We start from the raw sequence: 26,935 nt of genomic DNA on the forward strand, positions 1-26,935 counted from the left end.
TGAGGCTGTTCCTTGGGATCAGAGGCCGACGGCGGCTTTGACGGCGTCGAGGCCGGGCTTGCCGTCGATAGTGGTGACGCCGGCAAGCCAGGGCGTCAAGGCGTCCGGATGTGCCTTCAGCCAGGCGGTCGCTGCATCCTTGGCGCTCTCTCCGCCGAGGATCGAGCCCATCAGCGAGTTCTCCATGCCGATGTCGAAGGTGAGGTTATGGAAGAGCTTGGCGGCGTTCGGGCATTGTGCCGGCCAGCCGGTGCGCGCCAGCGTATAGACTTCAGCCCCGCCGTAATTCGCGCCGAAATAGGCATCGCCGCCGGAGAGATAGGCGATCTTGAAGCGCTCGTTCATCGGATGCGGCGCCCAGGCGAGGAAGACGATGGCCTGCTTGTCCTTGGATGCGCGCTCCACTTGCGACAGCATGGCCTGCTCGCTCGATTCGACCAGTTCCCAGCCCTTCAGACCGAAGTCGTTGGCATCAATCATCTTCTGGATATTGGCATTGGCCGGTGCACCCGGCTCGATGCCGTAAATCTTGCGGCCGAACTCGTCGGCATGCTTCTGCAGGTCGGCGAAGTCTTTGATGCCCTTGTCGGCAACATAGGTCGGCACCGCCAGCGTGAACTTCGCGCCTTCGAGATTGCGGTTCACCACCTCGATCGCCTTTGCCTTGTTGAGGTCATCGACGAAAGCCTTCTGCGCCGGCATCCAGTTGCCGAGGAAGACGTCGATCTCGCCGGTCTTCATCGCCTGATAGCCGATCGGCACCGAGAGGGTCTTGATATCGGGCTCGTAACCGAGCGCCGTCAGCAGCACGCCAGTCACGCCGTTGGTCGAGGTGATATCGGTCCAGCCCGGATCCGACAGGTGGATTGTCTTGCAGCTGTCGCCATCGGCCCGGGCAATGCCGGCGAAGGAAAGGATGGAAAGAAGAGCGCCGGCGGTCAACCGGCCCATAGCAGACATGCGCATGACGAAAGCTCCCTCTTGTTATTCGATTATTTTATTGAACATCACTAGCCTTCCAGCTGTAAAGCAGGCATTTTTCGATGAGTACCAAAAGGAATTTTTATGGCTGAGCGTTTGGTCGATCTTGGCTGGCTACGCATGTTTCTGGAGGTGGGGCGTGCCGGCAGCCTGTCCGCCGCGGCCTCGGCCCTGGGCCTGACGCAGCCGGCCGTCAGTTATCAGATCCGCCGCATCGAGGAGCAGATGGGCGTGCCTCTGCTTCGCCGCCAGCATCGCGGCGTCGAACTCTCGCCGGAAGGGCAGCGCCTGTTCGAGATCGTCGAAAAAGCGGTCGGCGGGGTCGACAATCTGGTGCGCAGCTTCCGCGTCGAGGCTGAGAGGCCCTCTGTCCGCCTGCGCACCGACTACGCCTTTTCCGCCCTCTGGCTGATCCCCCGCATGCACGCGTTCCGGCGTCTTCACCCCGAAGTGGATATCCAGATCGTCGCGACGCAGCGGCTCGACCGCGGCGCACCCGAAAGCGGCGATATCGCCGTGTTCTTCGGCACACGCGACGAATTGGGCCGGGCGGCGACGCTGCTTTTGCCGGAGACTGTCGTGCCGATCTGCACGAGGGGTTTTGCGGAGCGCCATGGCCCGTTCACGAATCCGGCGCAGCTCGCGGGCACTACGCTGGTTCATCTCGATTCGGAGATGCCTTCGCCATGGTTCGACTGGGAAAGCTACCTTTCCGCCTTCGGCGTCGCCCGGGATACCTATGCCGGCCGTGGCGACCTCAGTTTCAACACCTATTCGCTGGTCGTGCAGGCCGCGCTCAGCGAGCAGGGCGTCGCCATCGGCTGGATGGGGCTCGTCGATTCGCTGCTTGCCGCCAGAACGCTGGTGACGGCAGGCCCTGCGCTGGAGGCGCCGGAGCGCGGTTATTGGCTTCTGCCGCCCGCAGCCGCGAACCCGCATGCCGAGCAGCTGGCGCAATGGCTGCTGGCCGAAGCGGCCGTGGATCGGCCGCAATCGCTCACTCCGCCGTAAGATCGGCGAGAAAAGTCTCGCACCAGCGCGATACGTCGTTTTCCAGCAGGTGATCCATCATGCCGCGCCAGCGTTCCTGCCGCTCCTGCAGCGGCATGTTGACGGCTCGCGCAAGGGCGTTCGCCGTGCCGTCGACATCGTAGGGGTTGACCAGCAAGGCACCGTGCAGCTTGCGTGCCGCACCGGCAAAGCGCGACAGCACCAGCACGCCGGGATTTTCCGGGTCCTGCGCCGCGACATATTCCTTGGCAACGAGGTTCATGCCGTCCCGCAGCGGCGTCACCAGGCCGACTTTCGCGAGTCTGTAGAGCCCGGCCAGTATCGGGCGGCTGATCGAGCGGTTGATATAGCGGATCGGCACCCAGTCGACCGTGCCGATCGCGCCGTTGACCCGGCCGGCCTGCTCGGCGACGGCATGCTGCATCGCCTCGTATTCCGGCACTTCCGAGCGCGATTTCGGCGTGATCTGAAGATAGGTGACGCTGCGCTGGTGAGCGGGATTGTTGGTGATGAAGCGCTCGAAGGCGTCGATGCGCTGCGTGATGCCCTTGGAATAGTCGAGCCGGTCGACGCCGAGGATCAGGTCGCGCCCCTCGATGCTCTGTCGAACCTTCTGCACCATGCTGTGCGAGGCAGCCTTGCGCGCGAAGGCGGCGAAGGCGGCCGTCTCGATGCCGATCGAATAGGCGCCACCGCGAAAATCGTGGCCGTGGGCGCTGAAATGACCGGGGCTTTTCTCGATGCCTATGCCCTCGCGCTTCAGGCAGCCGGCGAAGTTTTCAAGGTCGTGATCGGTCTGGAAGCCGAGCAGATCGTAGGAGGAGAGACCGCGCATGATCTCTTCGTGCACCGGCATGGCCAGCACGACGTCGGCAGGCGGCCAGGGAATATGCAGGAAAAAGCCGATGCGGTTCTTCAACCCCATCTGCCGCAGCTCGGCCGCCAGCGGAATGAGATGGTAGTCGTGGACCCAGATGATGTCGTCCGGTTCGATCAATGGCGCAAGCCGGTGGGCAAAGAAGCGGTTGACGCGGAAATAGCCGGCCATTTCCTTGCGGCCGTATTCGGCAAGATCGAGCCGGTAATGGCAGATCGGCCAGAGCACGCGGTTGGCAAAGCCCTGATAATACTCCTCGACATCGGTCTGGGTCAGATCGGTGAGAGCATAGGTGATATTGCCGTCCTTGGTCATCTGCAGCGGCTCGGGCTCGACCTCGCCGCTCGATTTGCCGGACCAGCCCATCCAAATGCCGCCGCGCTCGGCAAGCGCTGCCTGCAGCGCCACGGCAAGGCCGCCGGCCGCTGCGGCGCCCTTGTGATCGGGCACGGAAACACGATTGGAAACGATGATGAGACGACTCACGGATTCTTCCTTTCGAGAAGGCTGGGAGGGCGCCGTATTGACAGACGAATTACTTGACGAGCGTTCCCAGCACGTCCCTTAAACGCGCAGGTGAGCCAATGGATGCACGCGCCAGCGTTTTTCCATTGCCATCGCCGACGCGCACGGATTGACCGCCGAGACGGTTGGCGGCGGCAAACATCGTCTCATCCGTCACGTCGTCGCCGATCGCGACCGGCCGCCGCCCCTCGAACGGAGTTTCGGCAAGAAACGCCTCGATGGCATGTCCCTTGCTGGCGTGGGCCGGGCAGATTTCGATCACCATCTTGCCGTGCTGAAGGTTCCAGTCGGACCCGGCTTCCTCGAGATGGCGGTTCATGGCTTCGCTGATGGCGGCCTCGCTTGCCGGCGCATGCCGAAAATGAACCGCGACCGCCGCGCCCTTATCCTCGACGATCGCGCCGGGCCAGGCCATGGCCTCACGCCGGATGAGCTGCTTCATCTCCTGGAAGGCGGGCGGAACATGCGCGCGCCGCAGCCGGCCGGCCGCATCGCGCCGTTCCGCGCCATGCAGGCCGGCAACGGGGAAGCGGAATGGCGCAAAGAGGGGGTCGACGAATTCGATGGCGCGTCCCGTCACCAGCGCCAGCGCGCCGCCGAGCTGGCGGGAGAGCGCGTGCAGTGTGCCGGGCAGATAGTCGGGTACGACGATCGCCTCAGGCCGTTCGGCAAGGTCGAGCAGGGTTCCGTCGATATCGAGGAACAGGGCCCAATCCTGAGGATACAATGAGAGTGCGGTGAGTGCCGGCTCGTTCAGCGGCCTCGGTTTGGCTTCACCCTGTCCGGGCTGTTCCTGAGAAGACATGCGGGTTTAGCTAAGGCGCTCTTCCCGTTTGGCAAGGCAAAAAATGATCGGGTGAAGCGCATAGCGCGGTTTCGGCCTTGCGCGGCAGCTCCCGGCCTTTCGCATGTCGCCGTCGCCACGCGGATACGTGTCTTGCGCGTCAGGCCCTGAAAATCAAAAGGGGCCGCCTTAAGCGACCCCCCATGAGCTTTGGCCCGTAACTGGCCTGAAGCGGCAAGCGCTTCGGGAAGGTGTTGATCAGAGCGAGGGCTGCCTCGCAACGTTCACGACCATTTCCATGCCAGGTACAAAGACCGAAATCTCACTAGACATTGGATCACCTTCCTTTCGTTACGTTTCAGACACGATAAACGTAGCTCAAATTCGATCCGATGCAAGAGCTTCGATGTCGGGACGCTTCACACTTCTTGTCGCAGTGAAATGCCGGGCTCTTCGATTTCCGCGCCGAAAGCCCTGTCCCCGCGGGCTCACGAAGAAAATGTCGCGATGCCAAACGTGATCGGACGAGGCGTCAAATATCTGTCATCCTGCACCTCGCGAGTGGGAAAATTAAGACTTTATTACCCATTCCGCATAAACAATCGTCCAAGATTTGCCATTCTCCCGCGGGACTGGAAGACGGCGGGAATCGGAGTGAAAGACGCATGTGTCGCTGGGCAGCCTATCGCGGAGACCCCCTCTATCTGGAGGAGCTGGTGTCCTCGCCTGCCCACTCCCTGATCGAACAATCCCATTGCGCCACGCGCGCCAAGACGGCCACCAACGGCGACGGCTTCGGCATCGCCTGGTACGGCGACCGGCCGGAGCCCGGCCGCTATCGCGATATCCTGCCGGCATGGTCGGATTGCAATCTGAAGAGCCTGGCGCGGCAGATCCGCTCGCCGCTCTTTCTCGCCCATGTCCGCGCCGCCACCGGCGGCGGCACGCGCCGCGACAATTGCCATCCCTTCGTCTTCGAGAACTGGTCGTTCCAGCACAATGGCCAGATTTCCAATTTCGACCGCCTGCGCCGGCCGATGGAAGCCATGCTTGATGACGGCCTGTTCCATGCCCGCAGCGGCACGACCGATTCCGAGCTGCTCTTTCTATTGGCGATGCAGTTCGGCATGGCGACCAATCCGATCGCGGCGGTGGCGGAAACCATCGGCTTCGTCGAGGGTCTTTCGCTGCATCTGACCGGCTCGGTGCTGGTGCGCTTCACCGCCGCCTTCTCCGACGGCAAGTCGCTCTACGCCATCCGTTATGCGACCGACCGCAAGGCGCCGACGCTCTATGCCTCGCCGGTCGGCACCGGCAACTGCCTCGTGTCAGAGCCGTTGAACGATGACGTCGACGCCTGGCGCGAAATTCCCGACGGCAGCGCCGTCACGATCGACGACACCGGCCTCCACGTCACACCCTTCCAGCCGGAAGAGCGCGCGCGTGTCGAGCGCCAGCCGGCAACCGCTATCCCGGCCTGAATTGCTCGGCGATGAGGGCTGCGAGCCGTACCGCCACTTCATCCTTGTCGAGGTCGGGCCACTGCTCGACGCCATGATGGCTGATGATCTTCACGCGGTTTCGGGTGCCGCCCATGATGCCGGTCGCGGGTGAAACATCGTTGGCGACGATCAAGTCGGCGCCCTTGCGCTCCAGTTTCGCGCGCGCATTGCTCTCGACATCCTGCGTCTCGGCCGCAAAGCCGATGACCAGTCGCGGCCGCTGCGTATGATGGCCGACGGTTTTCAATATGTCCGGGTTCTCCGTGAGCGCCAGCGTCGGGATCGACTCGCCCGGATGCTTCTTGATCTTCTGGTCCGAAGCGGAGGCGACGCGCCAGTCGGCAACCGCGGCCACCATCACCGCAATGTCCGCGGGAAGAGCCGCAAGCACCGCATCGCGCATTTCGTCCGCCCGTTCGACATGAACGACATTGAGGCCGGCAGGATCGGGTATGGTGACGGGGCCGGAAACGAGGGTGACGTCGGCGCCGAGTGCGGCAAGTGCAGCAGCGATGGCATGGCCCTGCCGTCCCGAAGAGCGGTTGGCGATGTAGCGCACCGGGTCGATCGGCTCGTGCGTCGGCCCCGAGGTGACGATGGCCTTCCTGCCGGCAAGCGGCTTGGCGCCGTCATCCAGCCGCAGTTCGGCGGCGGCGACGATTTCGAGCGGTTCGGCCATGCGGCCCGCGCCGGCCTCACCGCTTTCGGCCATTTCGCCTTTCATCGGTCCGATGAAGGCAATTCCATCGCCGCGCAGCGTCTCGATATTCCGCCTGGTCGCAGCATGCGCCCACATTTTCGGGTTCATGGCCGGTGCGGCCAGTACGGGCCGATCCGTGGCGAGCAATATGGTCGAGGCAAGATCGTCGGCCAGCCCGTTCGCCATCTTGGCGAGAAGATCGGCCGTTGCCGGCGCGATCAGCACGAGGTCGCAGTCACGCGCCAGCCGGATATGGCCGACATCCTGCTCGTCCTGCCGCGAAAAGAGATCGGTGAAGACATGATCGGCAGCAAGCGCACCGACGGCAAGCGGCGTGATGAACTGCTGTGCGCCAGCCGTCATGACCGGCCGCACGCTCGCGCCGCGTTCGCGCAGCCGGCGGATGAGATCGAGGCTCTTATAGGCCGCGATGCCGCCGGAGATGATGAGAAGGATGCGCTTTCCTGCGAGAACCATGCCCTGACCCGTCGTCCGTTCTTTTGCTCACGAGCCTAAGCCTTTGGCGGATAATAGGCAATCGCGGCGTTCTTCGTGCCGGCCATTCGCGGCTGCCCGCAGGCGGGCGAACGATCACATCGGCATCAACTACTTGTCATTTGCAGGCGCTTTCCAGCTCGATAAAACTGAACATGTTAACAATCGAAGGAGTACCGCTTTGAAATTGATGAAAGTCGCGATGATCGCTCTGCCGATCGTGGCCGCAGCCGTCCCGGCGTTTGCCGAGCGCTCCTATTCGCCGCAAGAGCAGAAGAACAAGGAGATCGTTCTGGATTTCTACCAGAAAGCGCTGAACGACAAGGATTTCGACGCGGCTTCCAAATATCTCGGCAAATACATCCAGCATAACCCCCTGGCCGCCGATGGGCCGGAGGGACTGCGCGGCTTCCTCGATTATCTGAAGAAAAATTATCCGCAGTCGAAAAGCGAGATCAAGCGCGTGATGGTCGATGGCGATTACGTGATCCTGCGCGTCCATGCCGTTCGCCAGCCGGGCGACCGTGGCAGCGCCATCGTCGATATCTTCCGCGTCGAGGACAACAAGATCCAGGAGCATTGGGATTCGGTGCAGCCGATCCCCGAGACGTCGAAGAACAATAATACGATGTTCTGAGTGGAAAGGCCGCAAGGGGGCAGTATCCACTGCCACCCTTGCCCATTCAAGACACTTTAGCGGCATGATCCCGCAAGCAGTTCATGTTTGCGGAATCATGGTCGCGTTCCGAGGATTGTCGATGCCCGCGACGATAATTGCGACGCGAAAAGCGGCGGTCAGGTGCGCGTGATCGACAGGCCGCCGTCGATGAGCGAAGCCGTGCCGGTGACGAAGCTTGCGTCATCGGAGGCGAGGTAGAGGACCGAGCGTGCAATCTCTTCAGGGCCGGCGACGCGCTTCAGCGCATGCAGATTGGTTATGAAAGCCTGCTTGTCGGCTGTGTCGTTCATTTCGCGATACATGTCGGTATCGACCGCACCCGGAAGGACGGCATTGACGCGCACATTCTGCGGGCCAAATTCCGCGGCCAGCGTCTGTGTCAGGCCGATAAGGCCGGATTTGCTGGCGGCATAGGCGGCAACGCCGGGGAAGCTGACGGTATGGCCGACAAAGGTCGACGTGAAGATCACCGAACCGCCGCCATGCTTGACCATTTCGCCAATCTGGTGCTTGGCGGCGAGGAACGACGCGGTGAGGTTGATCGCCAGCGCGTCGGCAAAACCTGCCTCCGAAACCTCGGTGCTGGGGCCGGCCTCGCCGAGCGTGCCGGCATTGTTGAAGGCGATGTCGAGCTTGCCGTAGCGCTCGACCGCAAGGGCGACCAGCGCCTTGTGATAGTCTTCCGAGCGGACGTCGCCGGCCAATACGGCTGCTTCGCCGCCGGCTGCTTTGATCTCGGCGGCGAGGCTTTCCAGTTCCGCGGCGCGGCGGGCGCCAACGACTACCTTGGCGCCTTCGGCGGCGAAGAGCTTTGCCGTGACCCGGCCGATGCCGGAACTGGCGCCGGTGACGATTGCAACTTTTCCATTCAAGCGGTTCATTGTTCCATCTCCTTGGTCGGAACGTGTCTTTGGGTTTGTTCGATACGTGGAAGATGGTCTTTTTCGATCGTTCGGATTAGTCTGCGAATGGTGGAATTCGAATTCGGAGTTTCCGAACGATGCTGAAGATTGACGGGATCGTCGCCTTCGTGGCCGTTGCCGAGGCCGGATCGATCAGCGAGGCGGCGCGGCGCCTGCGGCTGTCGAAATCCGTCGTCAGCGAGCGCCTGTCGGACATGGAGAAGGCATTGGGGGCGACCCTGCTGCATCGCACGACGCGCAAGCTGACCCTGACGGAGGATGGCGCCGCCTTTCTGGAACGGGCAATTCGTATCGCACAGGAGGTTCGCGAGGCGGCCGCCGATCTCGCCGAGCGGCGCGGCACGCTGATGGGGCCGCTGCGCATTGCGGCGCCCGTCACCTTCGGGCGCATGCATCTTGGTCCCGCTCTCTATCCGTTTCTCGCCGATCATCCGGAGATCGAGTTGACGCTCGATCTCGACGACCGCCGGGTCGATGCGGCCTCGGATGGTTACGATGCGATCATCCGCCATGGCCTGATTGCCGACTCGGCCTTGTCGCATGGAAGCTTGCGCGCAGCCGCCGCTTTCTCGTGGCATCGTCGGATTATCTGAGCCGCCACGGCGTGCCTGCTTCGCTGTCCGATCTCGAAAGCCACCGTGGTATCTTCTATACCAATCGCGGCGTGGCGGATTGGCGGTTCGAAGGGCCGGACGGCGCCGTCGTCGTCCGGGGAAAACTGGCCTTGGGCGTCAATAATGGCGATATTCTCCATGACGCAGCCATGGCCGGCCTGGGAATCGCCCTGTTGCCGGCCTTCATCGCGGGACCTTCGATCAGGGAAGGGCGGCTTGTCGTGATCGATGTCGGCTATCGGCCGCAGCAGGAGTTCATTTTCATGGCGCATCCCGAGGGGCGCAATCCGTCGGCAAAGCTCAGAGCCATCGCCGATCATCTGAAGAAAGCATTCGGCGATCCGCCTTATTGGGAGCGGGAGTAAACTCGGCAAACGTGTGAAGCGGCCTTGCGTCCGCAATTGCGTGAAAACGAATAGCTGCCTGACTAAGCAATCAGGCTCGTGAGGTTGGCGACGACAGGCGACCGCTGCGCCTTGAGGCTGGCAAGACCGAGCCTTGCCACGACCGGCGGCCCGTCGATCGGCCGATAGGCGACGCCATCGAGCTTGATCTGCGCGATCGAAGCCGGAACGATGGAAACGCCGAGGTTTGCGGCGACGAGATTGACGACGGAGGGGATCTGCGGCGCCTCCTGCGTCACAACAAGCTCGAAGCCCGCTTCGCGGCAAGCCCCGACGATATCGTCATAGAGGCTGAGCCCGACCATGCGGGGGAAGAGAATGAAAGGCTCGCCGGCCAATGCCTCGATCGGCACACGCTCCTTCGTCGCCAGCGCATGATGCGCCGGCAGCGCGATCAGCATCGGCTCGTCGGCAAAGCGTTTCAGGCGAACGTCGCGCGGATCTTCCAGGCCGGGCCGAATGAAGGCCGCATCGATCTCGCCGCGCACCAGCCGTTCCATCAGCGCATTGGTGTTCATTTCCGTCAGTGACAGCCGCACTTCGGGCCAGTGGCCGCGAAACTCGCGGATGGTGGCCGTGACGATGGTGTTGAAGGCGGAGGAGGCGGTGAAGCCGAGCGACAGGCGGCCGATTTCGCCGCGATTGGCACGCTGGGCGGCAAGCTTTGCCTTTTCCGCGGCATCGATGGCGGTCCTTGCCTCGGTGAGGAAGGCCTCGCCGGCAGCCGTCAGCTCCGCCCCGTGCGGTACACGGTGAAACAGTTGCGCTCCCACCTCGTTTTCCAGGTCCCGGATCTGCTGGCTGAGCGGCGGCTGGCCGATGCCGAGATTGGCGGCGGCACGGGTGAAATTTCCCTCCTCCGCAAGCGCCAGAAAATAGCGGATATGTCGCAATTCCATCGCTATCTCCAAAAGCTATTGAGATCGCCTGTTCCATATATTGGACTAATGAAGCTGACCTGACTAGATTCCAACGCAAGAAAGGTTGGATGCCCCATGTTCCGCGTCGCCAGCAAGCAGAAAACCACTGCTTTCGAAGTCCCCTCACGTCCCGAATTGACACTCGTCCGGAATGAGCAGCCGGCTGAGCCTCGCCAATTCCTCACGCGTGGCACGCCTGCCTTTCGCCGCGCGACCATAGCGCTGTTCCTCTCGGGTTTTGCCACGTTCTCGCTGCTCTACTGCGTGCAGCCGCTGATGCCGATCTTCTCCGAGGATTTCGGCGTCACGCCTGCCGCAAGTTCGCTGTCGCTGTCGCTTTCGACCGGGTTCCTGGCCTTTGCGATCTTCGGAGCCGCCGCCGTTTCCGAAGGCCTCGGCCGCCGCAGCCTGATGTTCATATCGCTGCTGGGCGCGGCCATCTGTACGCTCGTCTGCGCGGTGTCGCCGAGCTGGCATATGCTGCTTGTCGTCCGTGCGCTCGAGGGCTTTCTTCTCGGCGGCGTGCCGGCTGTCGCCATGACCTATCTGGCCGAGGAGATTGAGCCGCGCGGCCTTGGCGGCGCCATGGGCCTCTATATCGCCGGCAACGCTTTCGGCGGCATGGCCGGCCGCGTGGTGACGGGCACGATCGCCGAATCCTTAAGCTGGCGGCCGGCACTGGCCGCCATCGGCATTCTCGGCCTGGTCGCCGCCATCGGCTTCCTCTACCTTCTGCCGCCATCGCGCAATTTTACCCCGCGCAAGGGCTTCGATGCCGCCTTTCATGTAAAGGCATGGGGCGGGCACTTCGGCAATGCGGCGCTGCCGCTGCTGTTTGCCATCGCATTCCTTGCCATGGGGTCCTTCGTCACGGTTTATAACTATGCCGGCTTCCGCCTCGTTGCCGCGCCTTATAACCTCAGCCAGACCGAGCTCGGCCTCATCTTCACCGCCTACCTCTTCGGCATCGTCGCCTCCTGGGCAGCCGGTCTCCTCGGCGATCGCATCGGCCATTTCGTCGTGCTGCCGGCGGGCGTGCTGATCGCGGCGCTCGGTGCAGCGGTGACGCTCTCAAGCTCGCTGCCGTTGATCATCCTGGGCATTGTGCTGGTGACGATCGGCTTCTTCATGACCCATTCGGTCGCCAGCGCGCTGGTGGGACGGCTCGCCTGCGGCTTCAAGGGTCACGCCTCCTCGCTCTACCTGCTGGCCTATTATCTCGGCTCCAGCATCGCCGGCTCGGTTGGCGGTTACTTCTGGCTTGCCGATGGCTGGAATGCCGTGGTTGCCTTCATCCTCGTCATGCTGGCACTATGCCTCGCGAGCGCCCTTGCCGTTGCCAGGCTGGCGCGTCGGTAAGGCCGGAGGCTGTCATGATCCGCATCGACCATCTCGATCATCTTGTGCTCACGGTCGCGAGCATCGACGAGAGCTGCGATTTCTATGCCCGCGTCCTCGGCATGGGTATCGAAACCTTCGGCGAGGGCCGCAAGGCTCTGACCTTCGGCAACCAGAAGATCAATCTGCATCGCGCCGGGCATGAGTTCGAACCCAAGGCCGAACGGCCCACGCCGGGTTCGGCCGATCTTTGCTTTATCAGCGACACGCCGCTCAATGACATCATCGCTCACCTGAAAGCCGAGGGTGTTGTGATCGAGGAAGGTCCCGTTCGCCGCACCGGCGCGACCGCCCCCATTCTCTCGGTCTATTTTCGCGATCCGGACGGCAATCTGATCGAAGTGTCCAATATTCTTTCCTGAGATCGTACCATCCGGCTGCCGGATCGCTTCAGCGCTTGCCGTCCAACTCGCTCCTTTCGTATTGACCCGAGACATTGCCGCGCCGCGTGCGCTGTTGTTTCGCCTTTGGACGGAGCCGGAGCATCTGGTGCGCTGGTGGGGGCCGCAGAACATGACGGCGCCATCCGTTTCGGTAGACCTGCGTGAGGGAGGTGCCTGGCGGCATTGCATCCTCTTCGATCGTGCGCCGGAGGAAACGCGTTATCTCTAGGGAAATGGTCTAGAGCGGTTCCTCGTTTCACGGAATCGATGAACCGCTCTATCCCTTTGTTTTTACGCGATTCCGGACGGAAAACCGCTGCGCACTTTTCCTGGAATTGCTCTAGCCTTTGGTGGCAAGCCAGATGACGTGCCGCGCGCCTGTCTTGCCGTTGGCGCGCGTGTTGACCACTTCGGCCGTAAAGCCGCTGTCGCGCAGGCGTTTCGTAAAGCGCTCGTCTGGTCCCGAAGACCAGACCGCGAGCACACCGCCGGGCCGCAGCGCATCGCGCGCCGCCTTCAGGCCCTGATAGTCGTAGAGTCCGTCATTCGCCTCTGACGTGATGCCATCGGGGCCGTTGTCTACATCGAGCAGGATGGCGTCGTAGGCCGCCTTGCGAGCACGGATGAGCGGGCGCACATCGCCCTCGTGAATGGCGACGCGCGGGTCATCGAGGCAGCCGTCGAAAACCGTCGCCATCGGCCCGCGCGCCCATGAAACGACAGCCGGAACCAGTTCCGCCACCGTAACCTTGGCATCCGCACCGAGTTCGCCGAGTGCTGCGCGCAGGGTAAAGCCCATGCCGAGGCCGCCGATCAGGATATGCGGAGCCTTTCGACCCTTGATCTTCTCGCAGGAAAGCGTGGCGAGCGCGCGCTCGGAGCCGCTCAGGCGACTGTTCATCAGCTCGTTGGTGCCGAGCATGATGGAAAATTCCTGGCCGCGCTGCTTCAAGCGCAGCTCGCGGCCGCCGGGGATTTTCGCAGTGTCGAGCAGGGTCCAGGGGATCACGGGCAACTCTCCAGAGCAATTCCGGGAAAAGGGTGAAGCGGTCTTCCGTCCGGAATTGCGTGTAAAACAGGTCGGTTTGAATTGCCCGGACCATAGTCTTTCAATGTCGCCAAGAACAGACGCGCTTATCCCAAACGGATATAGGGCACATCCTTTTTCGCAACTTCGTCCAGCGCTTCCTCGTAGCCGGCATCTGCATAGCGCATGACGCCGAGCGCTGTGTCGTTGGTCAGCGCATGATCGAGCCGTTCGTCGGCCGCAGCCGTGCCGTCTGCAACCACGGTGACGCCGCAGCTCGTCATGTAGCCGGCATAGCCGCCGCCGCCGGAATGGACGACGACGAGATCGGCCATGGACGAGCAGAGCATCATGGCGTCGATCAGCGGCCAGTCGGCGATGGCGTCGGAGCCGTCCTTCATGCGCTCGGTCATGATGTTCGGATGCGCCATGGCGCCGGCATCGAGATGGTCGCGCGAAAATGCGATCGGCCCCGTCAGCTCGCCGCTTGCCACAAGCTCGTTGACGCGGCGGGCCAGCGCCGTGCGCTCGCCATGGCCCAGCCATGCGATCCGCGCCGGCAGCCCTTCGAAGGGGACATGCTCGCGGGCAAGCTTGATCCAGTTGGTGATGATCTTGTTGTCCGGGAACATTTCCAGCAGCAGATCGTCGATGCGGGCTATATCGCTTTCCTCGCCCGAAAGCGCCATCCAGCGGAACGGGCCGATGGCACGGCAGAAGAGCGGCCGCAGATAGGCTTCGGTAAAGATCGGGATATCGAAGGCGTTGGCGACGCCGCCTTCCTTCGCCTGGGTGCGGATCAGGTTGCCGTTGTCGAAGACTTCGGAGCCCTTTTTCTGGAAGTCCAGCATGGCCTTCACATGCTCGACGATCGAGGCGCGGCTGGCCGCCATCAGCTGGCCCTGGCCGTCGTCGCGAAGATCCTTGACTTGGCTGAGGTTCATGCCCTTCGGGACATAGCCATAAACGAGGTCGTGCGCGGAGGTCTGGTCGGTGACGATATCGGGCACGATGCCGCGTCGCGCGATCTCGGGATAGATCTCGGCGGCGTTGCCGACGAGGCCGACGGAAAGCGCCCGCTTCTCCTTGACGGCAGCATCGATCATCGCCAGTGCGGAATCGAGATCGGGTGCGATTTCCTGCAGATAGCCGATTTCCTGGCGCTTCCTGGCGCGCTCCGCATCGATATCGACGCAGAGGATGGCGGCACCCGCCATGCGGCCGGCCAGTGGCTGCGCGCCGCCCATGCCGCCGAGACCGGCGGTCAGCACGAAGCGGCCGAAGAGATCGCCGCCGAAGCGGCGCTCGGCGATGCGCATGAAAATCTCGTAGGTGCCCTGGATCACGCCCTGGCTGCCGATATATTGCCAGGCGCCGGCGGTCAGCCCGCCCCAGCAGATCAGGCCCTTGCGCTGCAGCTCGTAAAATACCTCGGCCTTCGCCCATTGCCCGACGATGTTGCAGTTCGCCATGATGACGAGCGGCGCCTTGTCATGCGTGCGGACGAGGCCGATCGGCTTGCCGGACTGGATGAGCAGCGTCTGGTCCTCATCCATCTCGGTCAGCGCCTTGACGATGCCCTTGTGCGCCGCCCAATTGCGCGCCGCCTTGCCGAGGGCGGCGTAGACGACGAGATTGTCCGGGTCTTCGCCGACCGAGAGCACGTTTTCGAGCAGGCGCAGCAGCGCCTCCTGCCGCCAGCCCTTGGCACGCAGCTCCGGGCCGCCCGGAATGGGGAATTTCGGATGGCGTGGATTGGCTTTAGGCATCGTCCTCTTACCTCTCGTTTGATGGTCTCCCTTCTCCCCAGCGGGGAGAAGGTGGCCCGAAGGGCCGGATGAGGGGGTAGCGCGGCGTATGCCGTCTTCGCTCACCTCTCAGACGTTCGCTCCTTTGTCGCTCACCCCCTCATCTGTCCTGGCGGACATCTTCTCCCCGCCGGGGAGAAAAGGAGTGCTCTTCAATACTCGTTCATTTCGGCGGCAGGCCTTCGACAAAGTCCAGCGCGGCCAGAAGCAGGCGTTTGCGCAGCATGTCGTTGCCATAGGCCTCCGGCCCGGCGCGGACCCATCCCTGTATTTCGCGGCTGCCCGACAGCATGGGTTTGATATCGGGCAGTTCCAGCGCCCAGGCATCGTTGCCCTTACCGAGGCGGATCAGCATCCCGTCGTCACGGGCGCCGCACAGCAGATGGCCGTTGAGCAGAAAGGCCCAGCCGCCGAACATCGCTTTTTCGCTGAGCCCGGGTCGTTCCCCAAGCTCTTCTCTCAGCAATTCCTCGAGACCGGCGTCACGGGCCATTCTAGCCTCCCGCGCTTCTCAGCCCTTCTTGCCGGCCAGCGCGTATTTCGCGATCTCGATCCCCATCGCCTTCTCGACGGAGGGATAGACCGTGGGGTCGAGCACGCTGGCAGAGAGCGGAATGATGTCCATCGGTACATGCAGGATGAAAACCTTCATGCCCTCATGCAGCTGGCCGACGCTCAAGGGCTCGCCTTCCGGCGACAGCGTGGTGATGACGGAGGGGAACGTCGCGAGCCGCTTTCCGCCGATATCCTCGACGGCCATGTACTCGTTCATCACATGCATGACGACGGCCTTGTCGCTGCTGCCGACCGTGATGGTGCCGATGTCGAAGGCTTCCTTCGTGTAGACGACGTCTTTCCTGGTGATCGTGCCTTCGGCGAGGATATGGCCGCCGGTGGTCTTGCAGATGGCGTCGATGACGGCGCTGCCTCCCTTCTTCTCCGCCTCGATGATCGCCTCGCCGAGCGAAAGCGCCATGGAGATGCCGCCGAGCGCCGCATGCGTGCGGACATAGGAGGCGCGCAAGGGGTTGCGGCATGAGGCGATGAAGCCGCCGGACTGGTCGGATGCCGCGCGCAGGATCGGCGAAATCTTCGCCGTCGCGCCCTTCACGACCAGCTCGATATAGCGGTTTTCGGCGCGGTTGCCGCCGACGGCGGTCTGGATCATCTGCTCGGGCGAACCGGCCATGCCGATCGAGCCCATGTCGCCCGTCGGATGGGCGCGGATGTCGCCCACGGCGTCCACCACCTTCGTTCCGAGGATGGCCGACGGCAACCAGCCATTCAGCGTCGAGGACCTGCCGTTCTGGCCGATGATCAGGCCGGAAAGCTTCTCGCCAAGCTCGTCCTGCAGCAGCTGCGCGGCTTTCACGTAGTCGATGCCCTGCATTTCCCACGGGGTCGTGGAGGCCGGCGCGCCGATGGCGGCGGCCGTGGCGATCCAGTCGTTGTCGTTCAATTCCTCGATCGACACCAGCTCCGGCTTGCCGACATTGACGGCCGCATAGCCGAGCATGCGGCCGTGATCGGCCCAGCCGCCACCGCCTGCGGCGTAAACGGAGCCGCCCTTGACGGCCGCTTCCACATCCTTGGCAACGAGTACGCGTCCCATTGACTACTCCCGGTTCTGTTTGAGGTTCTTGTCCATGTCGCGCACCGCTTCGAAAAGAACGGCCGCGCCCATGGCGATGTCGTCATTCTCCGCCCATTCCTCGGCGCAATGGCTGCGGCCTTCCTTGCAGGGCACGAAGATCATGGCGGCCGGCGCGACCTTGGCGATCCAGGCCGTGTCGTGGCCGGCGCCGGAGGCCATGCGGCGATGCTTGGCGCCGACCGTGTCGCAGGCGCGCTCGAGCGTTTCGAGCAACACCGGCGCGCCGGGTGTCGGCATGTTGTCGGAGACGCGCACCGGCGTGTTGATCGTCACGCCGTAATCGGCGGCGATGGTCTTCACTTCGCCGTCGATCCAGGCGAGGAAATCCTCCATGTCGCTGCGGATTTCGGCGCGGCCGTCGATCAGCAGCACGACTTTCGAGGGTACGACGTTGGCGGCATTCGGCTCGATGCGGAATTCGCCGACGGTGGCGGCGAAATGGCCCGGCGTCTTTGCCTGTTCAGCGGCGCGGCTCCGAATATCGAGCACCAGCTGCGAGGCGGCCACCAGCGCATCCGCGCGGCGGTCCATCGGCGTCGTGCCGGCGTGATCGGCGCGGCCCTCTACGGTGATTTCGATGCGGGTGATGCCGGCGATCGCGGTGACGATGCCGATATCCTTGTTCTCGGCTTCCAGCACCGGACCCTGCTCGATATGCAGCTCCAGGAAACCAGCGAGATCCGGGCGCTTCTGCGCAAGCAGCACGGAAGGATCGCCGCCGACCTCGGCAATGCCCTGCGACAGCGTGCGGTCGCCGCTCACGCGGCTAAGCCATGCCTCGGGGATCTGCCCGGTCATGCCGCGGCTGCCGATGCAGGAGACGCCGAAGATGCTGACTTCCTCGGCCAGGAAATCGACAATCTCCAGATCGTGGTCGAGTTCGATGCCGCGATCTTTCAGGGAGCGCGCGACTTCAAGTGCCGCGATCGTCCCGGCAATGCCGTCGAAACGGCCGCCATCGGGAACGGTGTCGGAGTGCGAGCCGACAAGGATCGTGCCGAGGCCGGGCTTTGCGCCCGCGCGCCGGCCGATCAGATTGCCGGCGGCGTCGATGCGGGTCTCAAGTCCAGCCGCCTTCATCCGCGCGTCGATGTAGGCGCGCCCTTCCAGGAAGAGCGGCGAAAAGGCGCGGCGGGTCCAGGGATGGCCCGGATCGGTGATCCTTGCCAGCGCATCGATATCCTCGGCGATGCGGTCGGCGTTGACGGGAAGGTTGTGGCGCGTGGGGTCGGTCATCAGGCTGCATCTCCGGCAAGGATTTGGCGAGGCAAGGGACGGACGAAGCTGCCGGAGCCGGGTTCGGCCAACACCTTCTGTCCCTCGGTGATCTGCTTGCCTCTAAGGTAGGCGGCCGAAACCGTCCAGGGCAGGCGAATGCCGTTATAGGGGCTCCAGCCGACGACGTTGTTGCCGCTCGCCGCTGCGTCGTAGACCATTTCGCGCGGTTCCAGCACGACGATGTCGGCATCCTTGCCCGGTGTCAGCGCACCCTTGATATGATCGAGGCGGAAATGCCTGGCCGGGTTCTCCGCCATCAGCTTCGCGGCCCAGGTGAGCGGCACGCCGCGTTCCAGGGCGCCTTTGACGAAGAGCGGCACCATGACCTCCAGTCCCGGCACGCCGGAGGCGTTCGCCAGCATGTCCGGATTGGTTTTGCGGTTTTCCGACCAGCTGACGTGGTCGGTCGAGACGAGCCAGACATTGCCTTCCGCCACCTTGCGCCACAAGGTTTCCACTTCGGCGCGGGGACGGATCGGCGGATTAATTTTCGCCTTGCCGCCGAGACGCCGCACATCGTTTTCCTCGTCGAGCGTCAGGTAGTGGATGCAGCATTCGACGGTCGCTTCGAAGCCGTCGCGGCGATAGGCGCGGGCGATGTCGTAGCCGCGCCCCAGCGAGCAATGCACGACATGCGCCGGGCAGCCGGTATCCGCGCCCGTCTCGAAGATCGTGTGCATGGCGAGCAGTTCGGTGATCGGCGGGCGGGAAAGGCCGTGGGCGCGATAATCGGTGACGCCGCTTGCCTTGACCTGCTCCATATAGGTGCACACTGCTTCGTCGTCCTCGTTATGAACGCCGGCAGTGAGGCCGGTCGGGGCGATCGCGGCAAAGCAGGCGTCGAGCAGGGCGGGCGGAATGCGCGGAAAACGCTTCGGATCGGTGCCGAAGGTGGAGAATTTGAAGGCCGCGACGCCGGCCTCGACCATCTCGGCGATGCGTGCCGGGCCTTCTTCCGGATCGACCGTGCCGTAGAGGGCGAAATCGACGCGCGATTGCGGTCCGGCGTGGTCGATCTTCTTCTTCACCGCCGATGCCGAGCAGACGAGATTGCCTTCGTCATAGGGCATGTCGACAATGGTGGTGACGCCGCCTGCCGCTGCCGAGCGCGTCGACCAGATGAAATCCTCCTGGTCCTTCTGCGAGAGGGAGTGGACCTGCGCGTCGATGGCGCCGGGCAGGATCAGCGCCTTGCCGAGCAGATGCCGCTCGCGTGCGGCCGGCGGCACGCCGATGCCGACCTCGGCGATCTTGCCGTCGCGCACGGCGACATAGCCGGCTTCCACGATGCGTTCGGGCAAAACCATGGTGCCTTGCAGAACAAGATCGAAATCGGCCATGTGCATTCTCTCCGCTTGTCGGTTGGGCTCGTCGGTTGGTTCAGATGGCAACGGTGTCGTGATAAAGCCGCTCCTCGACCCGCTCCAGCGAGCCGAGCGCGAAGAAATCATCATAGGCGAGGATCGGCTTGTGGGCGATCATTTCCGAAACGAAGGCTTCGGAGGCAAGCTCCTCCTCGATTGCTTCGACCTCGGCCGAAAGGGGACGGTCGACGACATAGAAGTCCGCATGCTTGCGCACGACGTCGTAGAGCATGCGCGCCACACCTTCCGGCTTGTCGCCGAGAATGTCGATCGCTTGCGCCGAGAGCAGGGCTTCCAGCGCCGCCAGACGCTTCAGCGCGCGCATTTGCCGTTCGAAGCGCTCGATGACGAGCGGCAGGAAGGCGGCTTCGTCCTCCATGCCTCCGGCGACGACGAGCGATTGCGCCGAGACCGGGTTGGACATGGAGAGCACGCGCGAGAATATTTCGCCGGCAAGCTTGATGATCGGGCCGAAACCGGTGGCGATCCGGCCATCCGGCACCAGATTGACGGGCAGGCCGCGCCGCTGGCCGTTGCCGAGCAGGACGCAGCGATTGAAGGCGTTGCGGGCGGCATGGGCCATGCAGATGACGGCGGCTTCCAGAAGCACGGTAACATCGAGCGGAAGCGATCCGCCCGAGGTCATGACGCGGCCGTCGACGATGACGGGGTTGTCGTCGGAGCGGCCGGTGGCGGCAAGGATCTTGTGGCCGGCGGTCAGGAGGTTTTCGATGACGGCGCCGAAGACCTGGGCGATCATGCGCAGGCTCAGCGGGTCCTGCACATGGGTCGCGACCGGCCAGGGCCATTCCTCCGAGGCGTTGCAGAGCCACGCGCCGATCAGGGCTTCGCGGGCGGTGCCGACATGGCGCACCGAAATCCAGGGGTCGCGCGAGGCGCCGAGCGCGCCGGCGGCCATCATGCCCGTCGCCAGCAGCACGCGGATCGAGGAGGCGGCATTGCGGGTGGTTTCCGCGGCGGCGGCAAAGCTGACGGCGTTGACGCTGAGCGAGGCCAGACTGTCGCGCGGCAGCATCTTTACGGGGGCGATGCCGGCGGCGGCGAAGGCATCGGCGGCCTGCATGCGGCGGCCGCGATAGACGGCCTCGCCGACGCCCGTCAGAACCGCGCCGATCTGACCCATCAGACCGATATCGGCGCAGCCGATCGAGCCGGTGCGGCGAACGACGGGAATGACATCGGCGCCAAGCAGTTGCAGATAGGCCTGGATCAACTCCTGCGAGCACCCGACCTGACCCGTCAGCGCGGTATTGACGCGGATCGCCATGGCGTTGCGGACGACCGACATGGAAAACGGCGCGCCCGTGCCGAAATGATGGGCGCGCACCAGGCCGAGATTGAAGGCATCGAGATCTTCGGGAGACCACTCGACATCCTTCATGGCGCCGACACCGGTCGTAGAGCCATAGACGGGCATGCCGGACTGGATCGTGCTTTCGAGAACGCCGCGCGCCAGGCGCACCCGGGCCATGCCGCTTTCCGATGCCGAGGGCAAGGCGGCGCCCGCGCCGATCCGCACCAGGTCGCTGAACCCCAGGGGTTGCCCGGTCAGTTCGATGCCGGCTTTCTGACGCTCCATGTCTGTTGCTCTCCTTTTTCGCAAGGCTATGCGAGCCTTATCGCCAATGGGATATCCCAAATGGTGAACACCTCGGCAGGTGGCATGCCGCTGAATTCTGGGGCGAGTCAGGCCGCGGCGCAACTCTGTGTTTGTCGCGTCATATAGCGTCGCGGAGGCGAAAGGCGGGCATGGAAAAATCCGTGCGTCGGCGTCGGCGGCACGCGCGATTCCAGGAGAGATACATAGCGGTTTTCCGTTCGGATTTGCGTAAAGACAAATCGCTCGTGGATGCAAGGAGGTTCTGAGGATCAGCCCAGATGCCAGGCTATGTAGAGAAGCGTCAGCGCGATTATCCATAGCGCGAAACGGCCGGAGCGGCTGTGCTTGGCCTCGGACCTGCCGATTGCCTCTGCCGTCTGCGGGTCGAAGCGCAGCCCGTTTTCGCTCATATGCAAAAGCTCGTGATGAAACTTCTCTGTCTTGGCGGCGATCTCGGGCGCTGCTTCGGCAAGCTTCACGGCTGCTTTCAAGCCATCCCGCAGATCGGTCATGATCCGCTTCGGGCCGAGATTGGTGCGAATCCAGTCGCCGACGACCGGTTCCGAAGCCTTCCACATGTTGAAGCGCGGATTGAGCATTCGCGACACGCCTTCGACCACGACCATGGTCTTCTGCAGCATGACGAGTTCCGGCCGTGTTTCCATATCGAAGAGCTCGGTCACTTCGAAGAGCAGCGTCAGAAGCTTGCCCATGGAGATGGTTTCGGCAGGCTGCCCATGGATCGGCTCGCCGATCGCGCGGATGGCCTGTGCGAAACTTTCCGTATTGTGATGCGCGGGCACATAGCCGGCCTCGAAATGCACCTCCGCCACCCGGATATAGTCGCGGGTGATGAAACCGTAGAGGATTTCGGCAAGGAAGCGGCGTTCCTTCCTGCCGAGGCGCCCGACGATGCCCATGTCGACGGCGACGATCGTGCCTGCGGGATCGACGAAGAGGTTGCCGGGATGCATGTCGGCATGGAAGAAGCCGTCGCGCAGCGTGTGGCGCAGGAAGGATTGGATCAGCGTGTCGGCAAGCGCGTTGAGATCGTGCCCGGCAGCCTTCAGCCCCTCGACATCGGACATTTTTACGCCGTCGATCCACTCCATGGTGATGACGTCGCGGCCCGTGCGTTCCCAATCGACCTTCGGAACGCGGAAGCCCGGGTCCTTTTCGGTATTTTCGGCAATCTCGGAGAGCGCGGCCGCCTCCAGCCGAAGATCCATCTCGACCTTGGTGGTCTGCTCGAGCGTCTTCGTCACCTCCACCGGTCGAAGACGCCGGCTGGAAGGCATGAAGCGTTCCTGCATCCCCGCGACGAGATACATCGCCTTGATGTCGTTGGAGAAACGCTGGCGCACGCCCGGCCGGACCACCTTGACGGCAACACGCTTGCGCCCCTCGGCCGTATCGATCTCCGCCGGATGCACCTGCGCTATTGAGGCGGCGGCAATCGGCTCGCCGAAACTGACGTAGAGGTCGTCGATCCGCCGGCCAAGCGAAGACTCGATGGCCGCGGTTGCGGTCTCATGCGGAAAGAAGGCCATGCGGTCCTGGAGCTGCGAAAGATCGTTGGCCATGTCGACGCCGACGACATCGGGCCGTGTCGCCAGGAATTGGCCGATCTTCACATAGGACGGCCCGAGCCGTTCGACCGCCTTGGCAAGCCGGTCGCTGCGGGCCTGGCTCTTTGCCTTCCTGCGGGCGAAGATGCCGACGAAGGATTTGGCGAGGCTGACGGAGGGCGGCAGCCCTTCGGATGGCAGCGCCATGACCACGCCTTCGCGCACAAGCACCCAGCCGACCCGGATCAGGCCGAAATATGCGCTGAAAGCACTCATAGCGTCTCAAGGTCTCGGAGGGCGGAGGCCGTCAGCCGCATCGCATGGCTCGACATCATGCTTCAGAGCTTCCAGCCGGAGTGCAGGGCGGCGATGCCGCCGGTGTAGTTGGTGAAGCTCACGCGCGAGAAGCCGGCCTCGCGGATCATCGTGGCGAAATCCTGCTGGTTCGGGAACTTGCGGATCGATTCCACCAGATACTGATAGGGCTCGGCGTCACCGGTGATCGCCTTGCCGAATTTCGGAATGGCGTTGAAGGACCAGGCGTCGTAGACGCGGTCGAGCAGCGGCAGGTCGACTTCGGAGAATTCGAGCACCAGCAGCCGGCCGCCGCGCTTCAGCACGCGATAGGCTTCCTTCAGCGCGACATCGATATGCGGCACGTTGCGGATGCCGAAGGCGATCGTATAGGCGTCGAAGGAGTTCGGTTCGAAGGGCAGTTCCTCGGCATTCGCCTCGACGAAGGTGAGATTGTCGGAAATCTTCTTCTTCTCGGCACGCTCGGCGCCGACGGCAAGCATCGAGCCGTTGATGTCGAGCACGGTCGCATGCGCCAGCCGGTTGGAAGCCTCCACGATGCGGAAGGCGATGTCGCCCGTGCCGCCGGCGACATCGAGGGTCCTGTAGGATGGATCCTTGCGCGGGTTGAGCGCGGATATCATCGCATCCTTCCAGGCGCGATGCATGCCCATGGACATGACGTCGTTCATGACGTCGTAGCGCTTGGCGACCTTGTGGAACACCTCGTTGACGAGGCCCTGCTTTTCGCCATCGGCCACTTCGCGGAAGCCATAGGATGTTTCCATGCCGCCATCGGCGGAGGTGCGGCTTTCTGCCATCGGCTCAACTCCGTTACATTCCAGCGCCGCGCGTCATTCGGGATGCGCAAAGGTCGCTGCAGCACTTTAAATCCGCTGCATGATTTTATCCCTATATCGATTCCGATTTCAGGAATTATGCAGTATTCAACGGCGGACCATAGCGAAATCGCGTTTGCCACGCTATCTCATCAGCCAGATCCCCAGCCGCAGTGTCCTGGGCTATAGCTCAGATCGTAAGCGGTTGAAACATAAAGATGGATAGCCATGCCGGAATTACCAGAGGTCGAAACCGTCAAGCGAGGCCTGGCGCCTTCCATGGAAGGCGCTGTCCTGAAGGCGCTGGAGCTGCGGCGCACCGATCTGCGCTTTCCGTTCCCGGCCGATTTCGCCCGGTCCGTTTCGGGGCGCGGCATCACGTCGCTGTCCCGCCGTGCCAAATACCTGCTCATCGATCTCGACGACGGCATGACGATCGTCTCCCATCTCGGTATGTCCGGTTCGTTCCGGGTCGAGGCCGGTCCGCCGGCGGGAACGCCGGGCGCCTTTCACCATCCCCGCTCGAAGGACGAAAAGCACGATCATGTCGTTTTTCATCTGGTGGGCAGCGGCGGCGATGCGCGCGTCATCTATAATGATCCGCGCCGCTTCGGCTTCATGGATATCGTCAAGCGGGCCGATATGGTCAGCCATCCCTTTTTCCGCGATCTCGGCCCGGAGCCGACCGGCAACGAACTCGATGCCGATTACCTGGCTAAACGTTTCGCCGGCAAGGCCCAGCCGCTGAAGAGCGCATTGCTGGATCAGAAGAACATCGCCGGTCTCGGCAATATATATGTCTGCGAGGCGCTTTGGCGCTCGCATCTGTCGCCGCTGCGCGCGGCCGGCACGCTGGTCACGGATTCGGGCAAGCCGAAAGAGGCGCTGATGGGGCTGGTCGGCGCTATCCGCGACGTCATTGCCGATGCGATTGCGGCGGGCGGCTCGTCGTTGCGCGACCACATCCAGACCGATGGTTCGCTCGGCTATTTCCAGCATTCCTTTTCCGTCTACGATCGTGAGGCGCAGCCTTGCGGTACGCCCGGTTGCGGCGGTACGGTCAGCCGCATCGTCCAGGCGGGGCGCTCTTCTTTCTATTGTGCTGCCTGCCAGGGCTGATTGAAGGGCTAAAGCGGATTAAAGGGCCAAGGCTGGTTAAAGGGAGAGACAAATGGCTTACGAAACCCTCATCGTCGAGACACATGGGGCAGTCGGCCTCATCCGGCTCAATCGGCCGCAGGCGCTGAATGCGCTGAATTCCACCGTCCTGGCCGAGCTGAAGCAGGCCTATGCCGCGCTTCATCTCGATGACGCCATCGGCGCGATCGTGCTGACGGGCTCGGACAAGGCCTTTGCCGCCGGCGCCGATATCAAGGAAATGCAGTCGCTCGATTTCGTCGATGCCTACACGAAGGATTTCTTCAGCGGCTGGGAAGAGATCGCCAAGGCGCGCAAGCCGGTCATCGCGGCGGTCGGCGGTTTCGCCCTTGGCGGCGGCTGCGAGCTGGCGATGATGTGCGATTTCATCATCGCCGCGGAGACGGCCAGGTTCGGTCAGCCGGAAATCACGCTCGGCATCATCCCCGGCATGGGCGGTTCGCAACGGCTGACGCGCGCCGTCGGCAAGGCCAAGGCGATGGATCTGGTGCTGACCGGCCGGATGATGGATGCTGCCGAGGCGGAACGTTCGGGCCTTGTGGCGCGCGTGGTGCCGGCCGACAAGCTGCTCGACGAGGCGCTGGCCGCCGCTGCCAGGATCGCCTCGCATTCCCGTCCTTCCGTGCTCATGGCGAAGGAAGCGGTCAACCGCGCCCTGGAAACCACGCTCGACGAAGGGCTCCGCTTTGAGCGCCGCCTGTTCCATAGCCTGTTCGCCACGGAGGATCAGAAGGAAGGGATGGCTGCCTTCGTCGAGAAGCGCAAGCCGGCCTTCAAGAACCGGTGACGGCAATATTCCGGAATTACGCGGCTTTGACGAGAATCCGCGTTGACGCAGCGGCTCATTCCGGTTATATGCCCGCCACAGTTTGGAAAGCCGCTCTGGTTTTCCGCAATTGCTCCCGCATTGCTGGATGAGGTGGCCGCAGGGCCCGCGCTGCAACAGCGGAGTTATGTTCGAATTCTAAGAGAGGCATACATGGCCAATACCACCTCGGCGAAAAAAGCGACCCGCAAGATCGCCCGCCGCACCGAAGTCAACAAGGCTCGTCGCTCGCGCGTTCGCACTTTCGTCCGCCAGGTCGAAGAAGCCATCGCATCGGGTGATGCGGATCGCGCAAAGGCAGCATTCATCGCTGCTCAGCCGGAACTGGCCCGCGCAGCCACCAAGGGTGTGCTTCACGTCAACACCGCTTCCCGCAAGGTTTCGCGTCTTGCCAAGCGTGTGAAGGCGCTTTCGGCTCCGACCGCGTAATTTTCTATTAACGATTTGATCGTTACACTTAGAGCCCGGCCCTTGTGCCGGGCTTTTTGGATTCGGCCAAAAAAAATGCCGCATTGCCAAAAACGGCCCACTGAACATGTCAGTGGCGTGACAGAAATACGCCTTTTGAAACAAAGGCTTATGGCAGGATATCTCAGCGCTGGGTTATCTGCGTGACGCATTGCCGGCTCACAACTGAGTCAAGGGATTTTTTATTTTTTTTGTTTTGAAAGCTGTGGGAATCGCGCCCGGCGGGAATCTCTTTGATTCAACAGCGATTCTTTTTTGAAGGCCTTGTGACAGTCAAAAATGACCTCCGGAGTCAATGGCCGCCTCTTAATTTTGTGTAAAATTCATCGTTGATATCTGCTCTCGATCCTGCCTAAATGCATTTCAACAAGGGGCGCGGATATCACCTTAAAGCTTCGGCAAAACACCGTCACACAAGACGGGGTGGGTGGTTTTGTCTCTTGTGACGGAGCAGTTCAGCTCCGTTTTTTCAAACAGTTGACGAGTTAAAGCTGGAAGCGGCAGCGCTTGCGGAACGAGGAAACTTGTCTGTCCTTTGCAGCCTAAGCCAATGGCGCGGTTGTGGGGAGGGGAGAAAAATTGACAGTCATCGGGGCATCCCGTCGGATACGAGGACCGACGGATGCTCCAGTTGCAGGCGCCGGGACGAAAGCTGCTTTGAGAGCGGTTTTCGCCGCAGTGGTCCTGCAAAGCCCGTTGGCCGGGCATGGCTGATGAACCGGTATGCGGCGCTGCCTGGAACAACGGGCGCGAGCGTCATGCCATGGCGAAGAACCTGGGGGTGGCGGCGCAATGCTCTCCGGCCCTGTAAGAGACTTTGGAAGGCGGCATTAT

General features: G+C 62.9%; 24 protein-coding genes and 1 pseudogene. 10 read left to right on the forward strand and 15 right to left on the reverse strand.

The window, feature by feature from the left end; genetic code table 11:
• Window positions 1–18: 18 nt before the first annotated feature.
• Window positions 19–966: a choline ABC transporter substrate-binding protein gene (locus ACJJVH_RS18075; protein ID WP_412064484.1), complete on the reverse strand. Its 948-nt coding sequence runs from the start codon at window positions 964–966 to the stop codon at window positions 19–21.
• Between the two features lie 99 nt (window positions 967–1,065).
• Here ACJJVH_RS18075 and ACJJVH_RS18080 point away from each other — a divergent pair, with 99 nt between their 5' ends.
• Entirely contained in the window at window positions 1,066–1,992 is a 927-nt protein-coding gene (locus ACJJVH_RS18080) for a choline sulfate utilization transcriptional regulator (RefSeq protein WP_113501878.1), read from the forward strand.
• On the opposite strand, the gene otsA is transcribed toward ACJJVH_RS18080, so the two are convergent.
• A complete protein-coding gene (gene otsA, locus ACJJVH_RS18085) occupies window positions 1,979–3,355 on the reverse strand; it encodes an alpha,alpha-trehalose-phosphate synthase (UDP-forming) (RefSeq protein ID WP_112801149.1) in 1,377 nt (458 codons plus the stop codon). The two genes, ACJJVH_RS18080 and otsA, sit on opposite strands and share 14 nt — an antisense overlap.
• Window positions 3,356–3,404: 49 nt before the next feature.
• Entirely contained in the window at window positions 3,405–4,199 is a 795-nt protein-coding gene (otsB, locus tag ACJJVH_RS18090) for a trehalose-phosphatase (protein ID WP_112801147.1), read from the reverse strand.
• A 644-nt stretch (window positions 4,200–4,843) separates the two neighbouring features.
• On the opposite strand from otsB, the gene ACJJVH_RS18095 reads away from it, so the two are divergent.
• The gene (locus ACJJVH_RS18095) at window positions 4,844–5,659 is read left to right on the forward strand and encodes a class II glutamine amidotransferase (RefSeq protein WP_112801146.1); all 816 of its coding nucleotides are present in this window, start codon (window positions 4,844–4,846) and stop codon (window positions 5,657–5,659) included.
• Here ACJJVH_RS18095 and coaBC read toward each other — a convergent pair.
• Window positions 5,646–6,857 (reverse strand): bifunctional phosphopantothenoylcysteine decarboxylase/phosphopantothenate--cysteine ligase CoaBC, encoded by a 1,212-nt coding sequence (gene coaBC, locus ACJJVH_RS18100; protein ID WP_113372018.1) that lies wholly within the window; start codon window positions 6,855–6,857, stop codon window positions 5,646–5,648. The two genes, ACJJVH_RS18095 and coaBC, sit on opposite strands and share 14 nt — an antisense overlap.
• A 208-nt stretch (window positions 6,858–7,065) precedes the next feature.
• On the opposite strand from coaBC, the gene ACJJVH_RS18105 reads away from it, so the two are divergent.
• Complete coding sequence (locus ACJJVH_RS18105; protein ID WP_412065192.1) at window positions 7,066–7,512, forward strand: ester cyclase; 447 nt, start codon at window positions 7,066–7,068, stop codon at window positions 7,510–7,512.
• 158 nt (window positions 7,513–7,670) lie between these two features.
• Here the strand turns inward: ACJJVH_RS18105 and ACJJVH_RS18110 are convergent, their stop codons facing one another.
• Window positions 7,671–8,435: an SDR family oxidoreductase gene (locus ACJJVH_RS18110; protein WP_113406132.1), complete on the reverse strand. Its 765-nt coding sequence runs from the start codon at window positions 8,433–8,435 to the stop codon at window positions 7,671–7,673.
• A gap of 119 nt (window positions 8,436–8,554) precedes the next feature.
• Between ACJJVH_RS18110 and ACJJVH_RS18115 the strand changes: the two are divergent.
• A pseudogene (locus ACJJVH_RS18115) lies at window positions 8,555–9,456 on the forward strand (LysR family transcriptional regulator).
• A 62-nt stretch (window positions 9,457–9,518) separates the two neighbouring features.
• Here ACJJVH_RS18115 and ACJJVH_RS18120 read toward each other — a convergent pair.
• Complete coding sequence (locus tag ACJJVH_RS18120) at window positions 9,519–10,394, reverse strand: LysR family transcriptional regulator (RefSeq protein ID WP_412064485.1); 876 nt, start codon at window positions 10,392–10,394, stop codon at window positions 9,519–9,521.
• 96 nt (window positions 10,395–10,490) lie between these two features.
• On the opposite strand from ACJJVH_RS18120, the gene ACJJVH_RS18125 reads away from it, so the two are divergent.
• The 3 genes from ACJJVH_RS18125 (at window position 10,491) to ACJJVH_RS18135 (ending at window position 12,425) form a co-directional block, all read left to right on the forward strand.
• Entirely contained in the window at window positions 10,491–11,774 is a 1,284-nt protein-coding gene (locus ACJJVH_RS18125) for an MFS transporter (RefSeq protein ID WP_412064486.1), read from the forward strand.
• Window positions 11,775–11,788: 14 nt separating this feature from the next.
• Complete coding sequence (locus ACJJVH_RS18130) at window positions 11,789–12,175, forward strand: VOC family protein (RefSeq protein WP_113392438.1); 387 nt, start codon at window positions 11,789–11,791, stop codon at window positions 12,173–12,175.
• Window positions 12,176–12,236: 61 nt separating this feature from the next.
• Complete coding sequence (locus tag ACJJVH_RS18135; RefSeq protein WP_412064487.1) at window positions 12,237–12,425, forward strand: SRPBCC domain-containing protein; 189 nt, start codon at window positions 12,237–12,239, stop codon at window positions 12,423–12,425.
• Between the two features lie 111 nt (window positions 12,426–12,536).
• Here ACJJVH_RS18135 and ACJJVH_RS18140 read toward each other — a convergent pair whose 3' ends face one another.
• The 9 genes from ACJJVH_RS18140 to ubiE all read right to left on the reverse strand — a co-directional run bounded on the left by ACJJVH_RS18140 (window position 12,537) and on the right by ubiE (window position 23,631).
• Window positions 12,537–13,205: a spermidine synthase gene (locus tag ACJJVH_RS18140; RefSeq protein WP_412064488.1), complete on the reverse strand. Its 669-nt coding sequence runs from the start codon at window positions 13,203–13,205 to the stop codon at window positions 12,537–12,539.
• 125 nt (window positions 13,206–13,330) lie between these two features.
• Entirely contained in the window at window positions 13,331–14,992 is a 1,662-nt protein-coding gene (locus ACJJVH_RS18145; RefSeq protein ID WP_113501872.1) for a urocanate hydratase, read from the reverse strand.
• 202 nt (window positions 14,993–15,194) lie between these two features.
• The gene (locus ACJJVH_RS18150; RefSeq protein WP_112801127.1) at window positions 15,195–15,524 is read right to left on the reverse strand and encodes a TfoX/Sxy family protein; all 330 of its coding nucleotides are present in this window, start codon (window positions 15,522–15,524) and stop codon (window positions 15,195–15,197) included.
• Window positions 15,525–15,542: 18 nt separating this feature from the next.
• Entirely contained in the window at window positions 15,543–16,643 is a 1,101-nt protein-coding gene (locus ACJJVH_RS18155) for a DUF917 domain-containing protein (protein WP_412064489.1), read from the reverse strand.
• Between the two features lie 3 nt (window positions 16,644–16,646).
• A complete protein-coding gene (locus tag ACJJVH_RS18160; RefSeq protein WP_412064490.1) occupies window positions 16,647–17,921 on the reverse strand; it encodes a Zn-dependent hydrolase in 1,275 nt (424 codons plus the stop codon).
• Window positions 17,921–19,303: a dihydroorotase gene (locus ACJJVH_RS18165; RefSeq protein ID WP_412064492.1), complete on the reverse strand. Its 1,383-nt coding sequence runs from the start codon at window positions 19,301–19,303 to the stop codon at window positions 17,921–17,923. Before ACJJVH_RS18165 ends, ACJJVH_RS18160 begins: the two co-directional genes overlap by 1 nt.
• A 40-nt stretch (window positions 19,304–19,343) precedes the next feature.
• Window positions 19,344–20,927: an aromatic amino acid ammonia-lyase gene (locus tag ACJJVH_RS18170; protein WP_112801119.1), complete on the reverse strand. Its 1,584-nt coding sequence runs from the start codon at window positions 20,925–20,927 to the stop codon at window positions 19,344–19,346.
• A gap of 290 nt (window positions 20,928–21,217) precedes the next feature.
• The gene (gene ubiB, locus ACJJVH_RS18175; protein ID WP_113392432.1) at window positions 21,218–22,792 is read right to left on the reverse strand and encodes a 2-polyprenylphenol 6-hydroxylase; all 1,575 of its coding nucleotides are present in this window, start codon (window positions 22,790–22,792) and stop codon (window positions 21,218–21,220) included.
• Window positions 22,793–22,854: 62 nt separating this feature from the next.
• Complete coding sequence (gene ubiE, locus ACJJVH_RS18180; protein ID WP_112801114.1) at window positions 22,855–23,631, reverse strand: bifunctional demethylmenaquinone methyltransferase/2-methoxy-6-polyprenyl-1,4-benzoquinol methylase UbiE; 777 nt, start codon at window positions 23,629–23,631, stop codon at window positions 22,855–22,857.
• A gap of 246 nt (window positions 23,632–23,877) precedes the next feature.
• On the opposite strand from ubiE, the gene mutM reads away from it, so the two are divergent.
• The 3 genes from mutM (at window position 23,878) to rpsT (ending at window position 26,062) form a co-directional block, all read left to right on the forward strand.
• Entirely contained in the window at window positions 23,878–24,768 is an 891-nt protein-coding gene (gene mutM / locus ACJJVH_RS18185) for a bifunctional DNA-formamidopyrimidine glycosylase/DNA-(apurinic or apyrimidinic site) lyase (RefSeq protein ID WP_412064493.1), read from the forward strand.
• A 52-nt stretch (window positions 24,769–24,820) separates the two neighbouring features.
• Entirely contained in the window at window positions 24,821–25,594 is a 774-nt protein-coding gene (locus ACJJVH_RS18190) for an enoyl-CoA hydratase (RefSeq protein WP_113359276.1), read from the forward strand.
• Between the two features lie 192 nt (window positions 25,595–25,786).
• The gene (gene rpsT / locus ACJJVH_RS18195; protein ID WP_112801108.1) at window positions 25,787–26,062 is read left to right on the forward strand and encodes a 30S ribosomal protein S20; all 276 of its coding nucleotides are present in this window, start codon (window positions 25,787–25,789) and stop codon (window positions 26,060–26,062) included.
• Window positions 26,063–26,935 lie beyond the last annotated feature (873 nt).

Origin of the sequence: Rhizobium sp. SYY.PMSO, from assembly GCF_046840415.1 — a bacterium.
Lineage (GTDB): Bacteria > Pseudomonadota > Alphaproteobacteria > Rhizobiales > Rhizobiaceae > Rhizobium.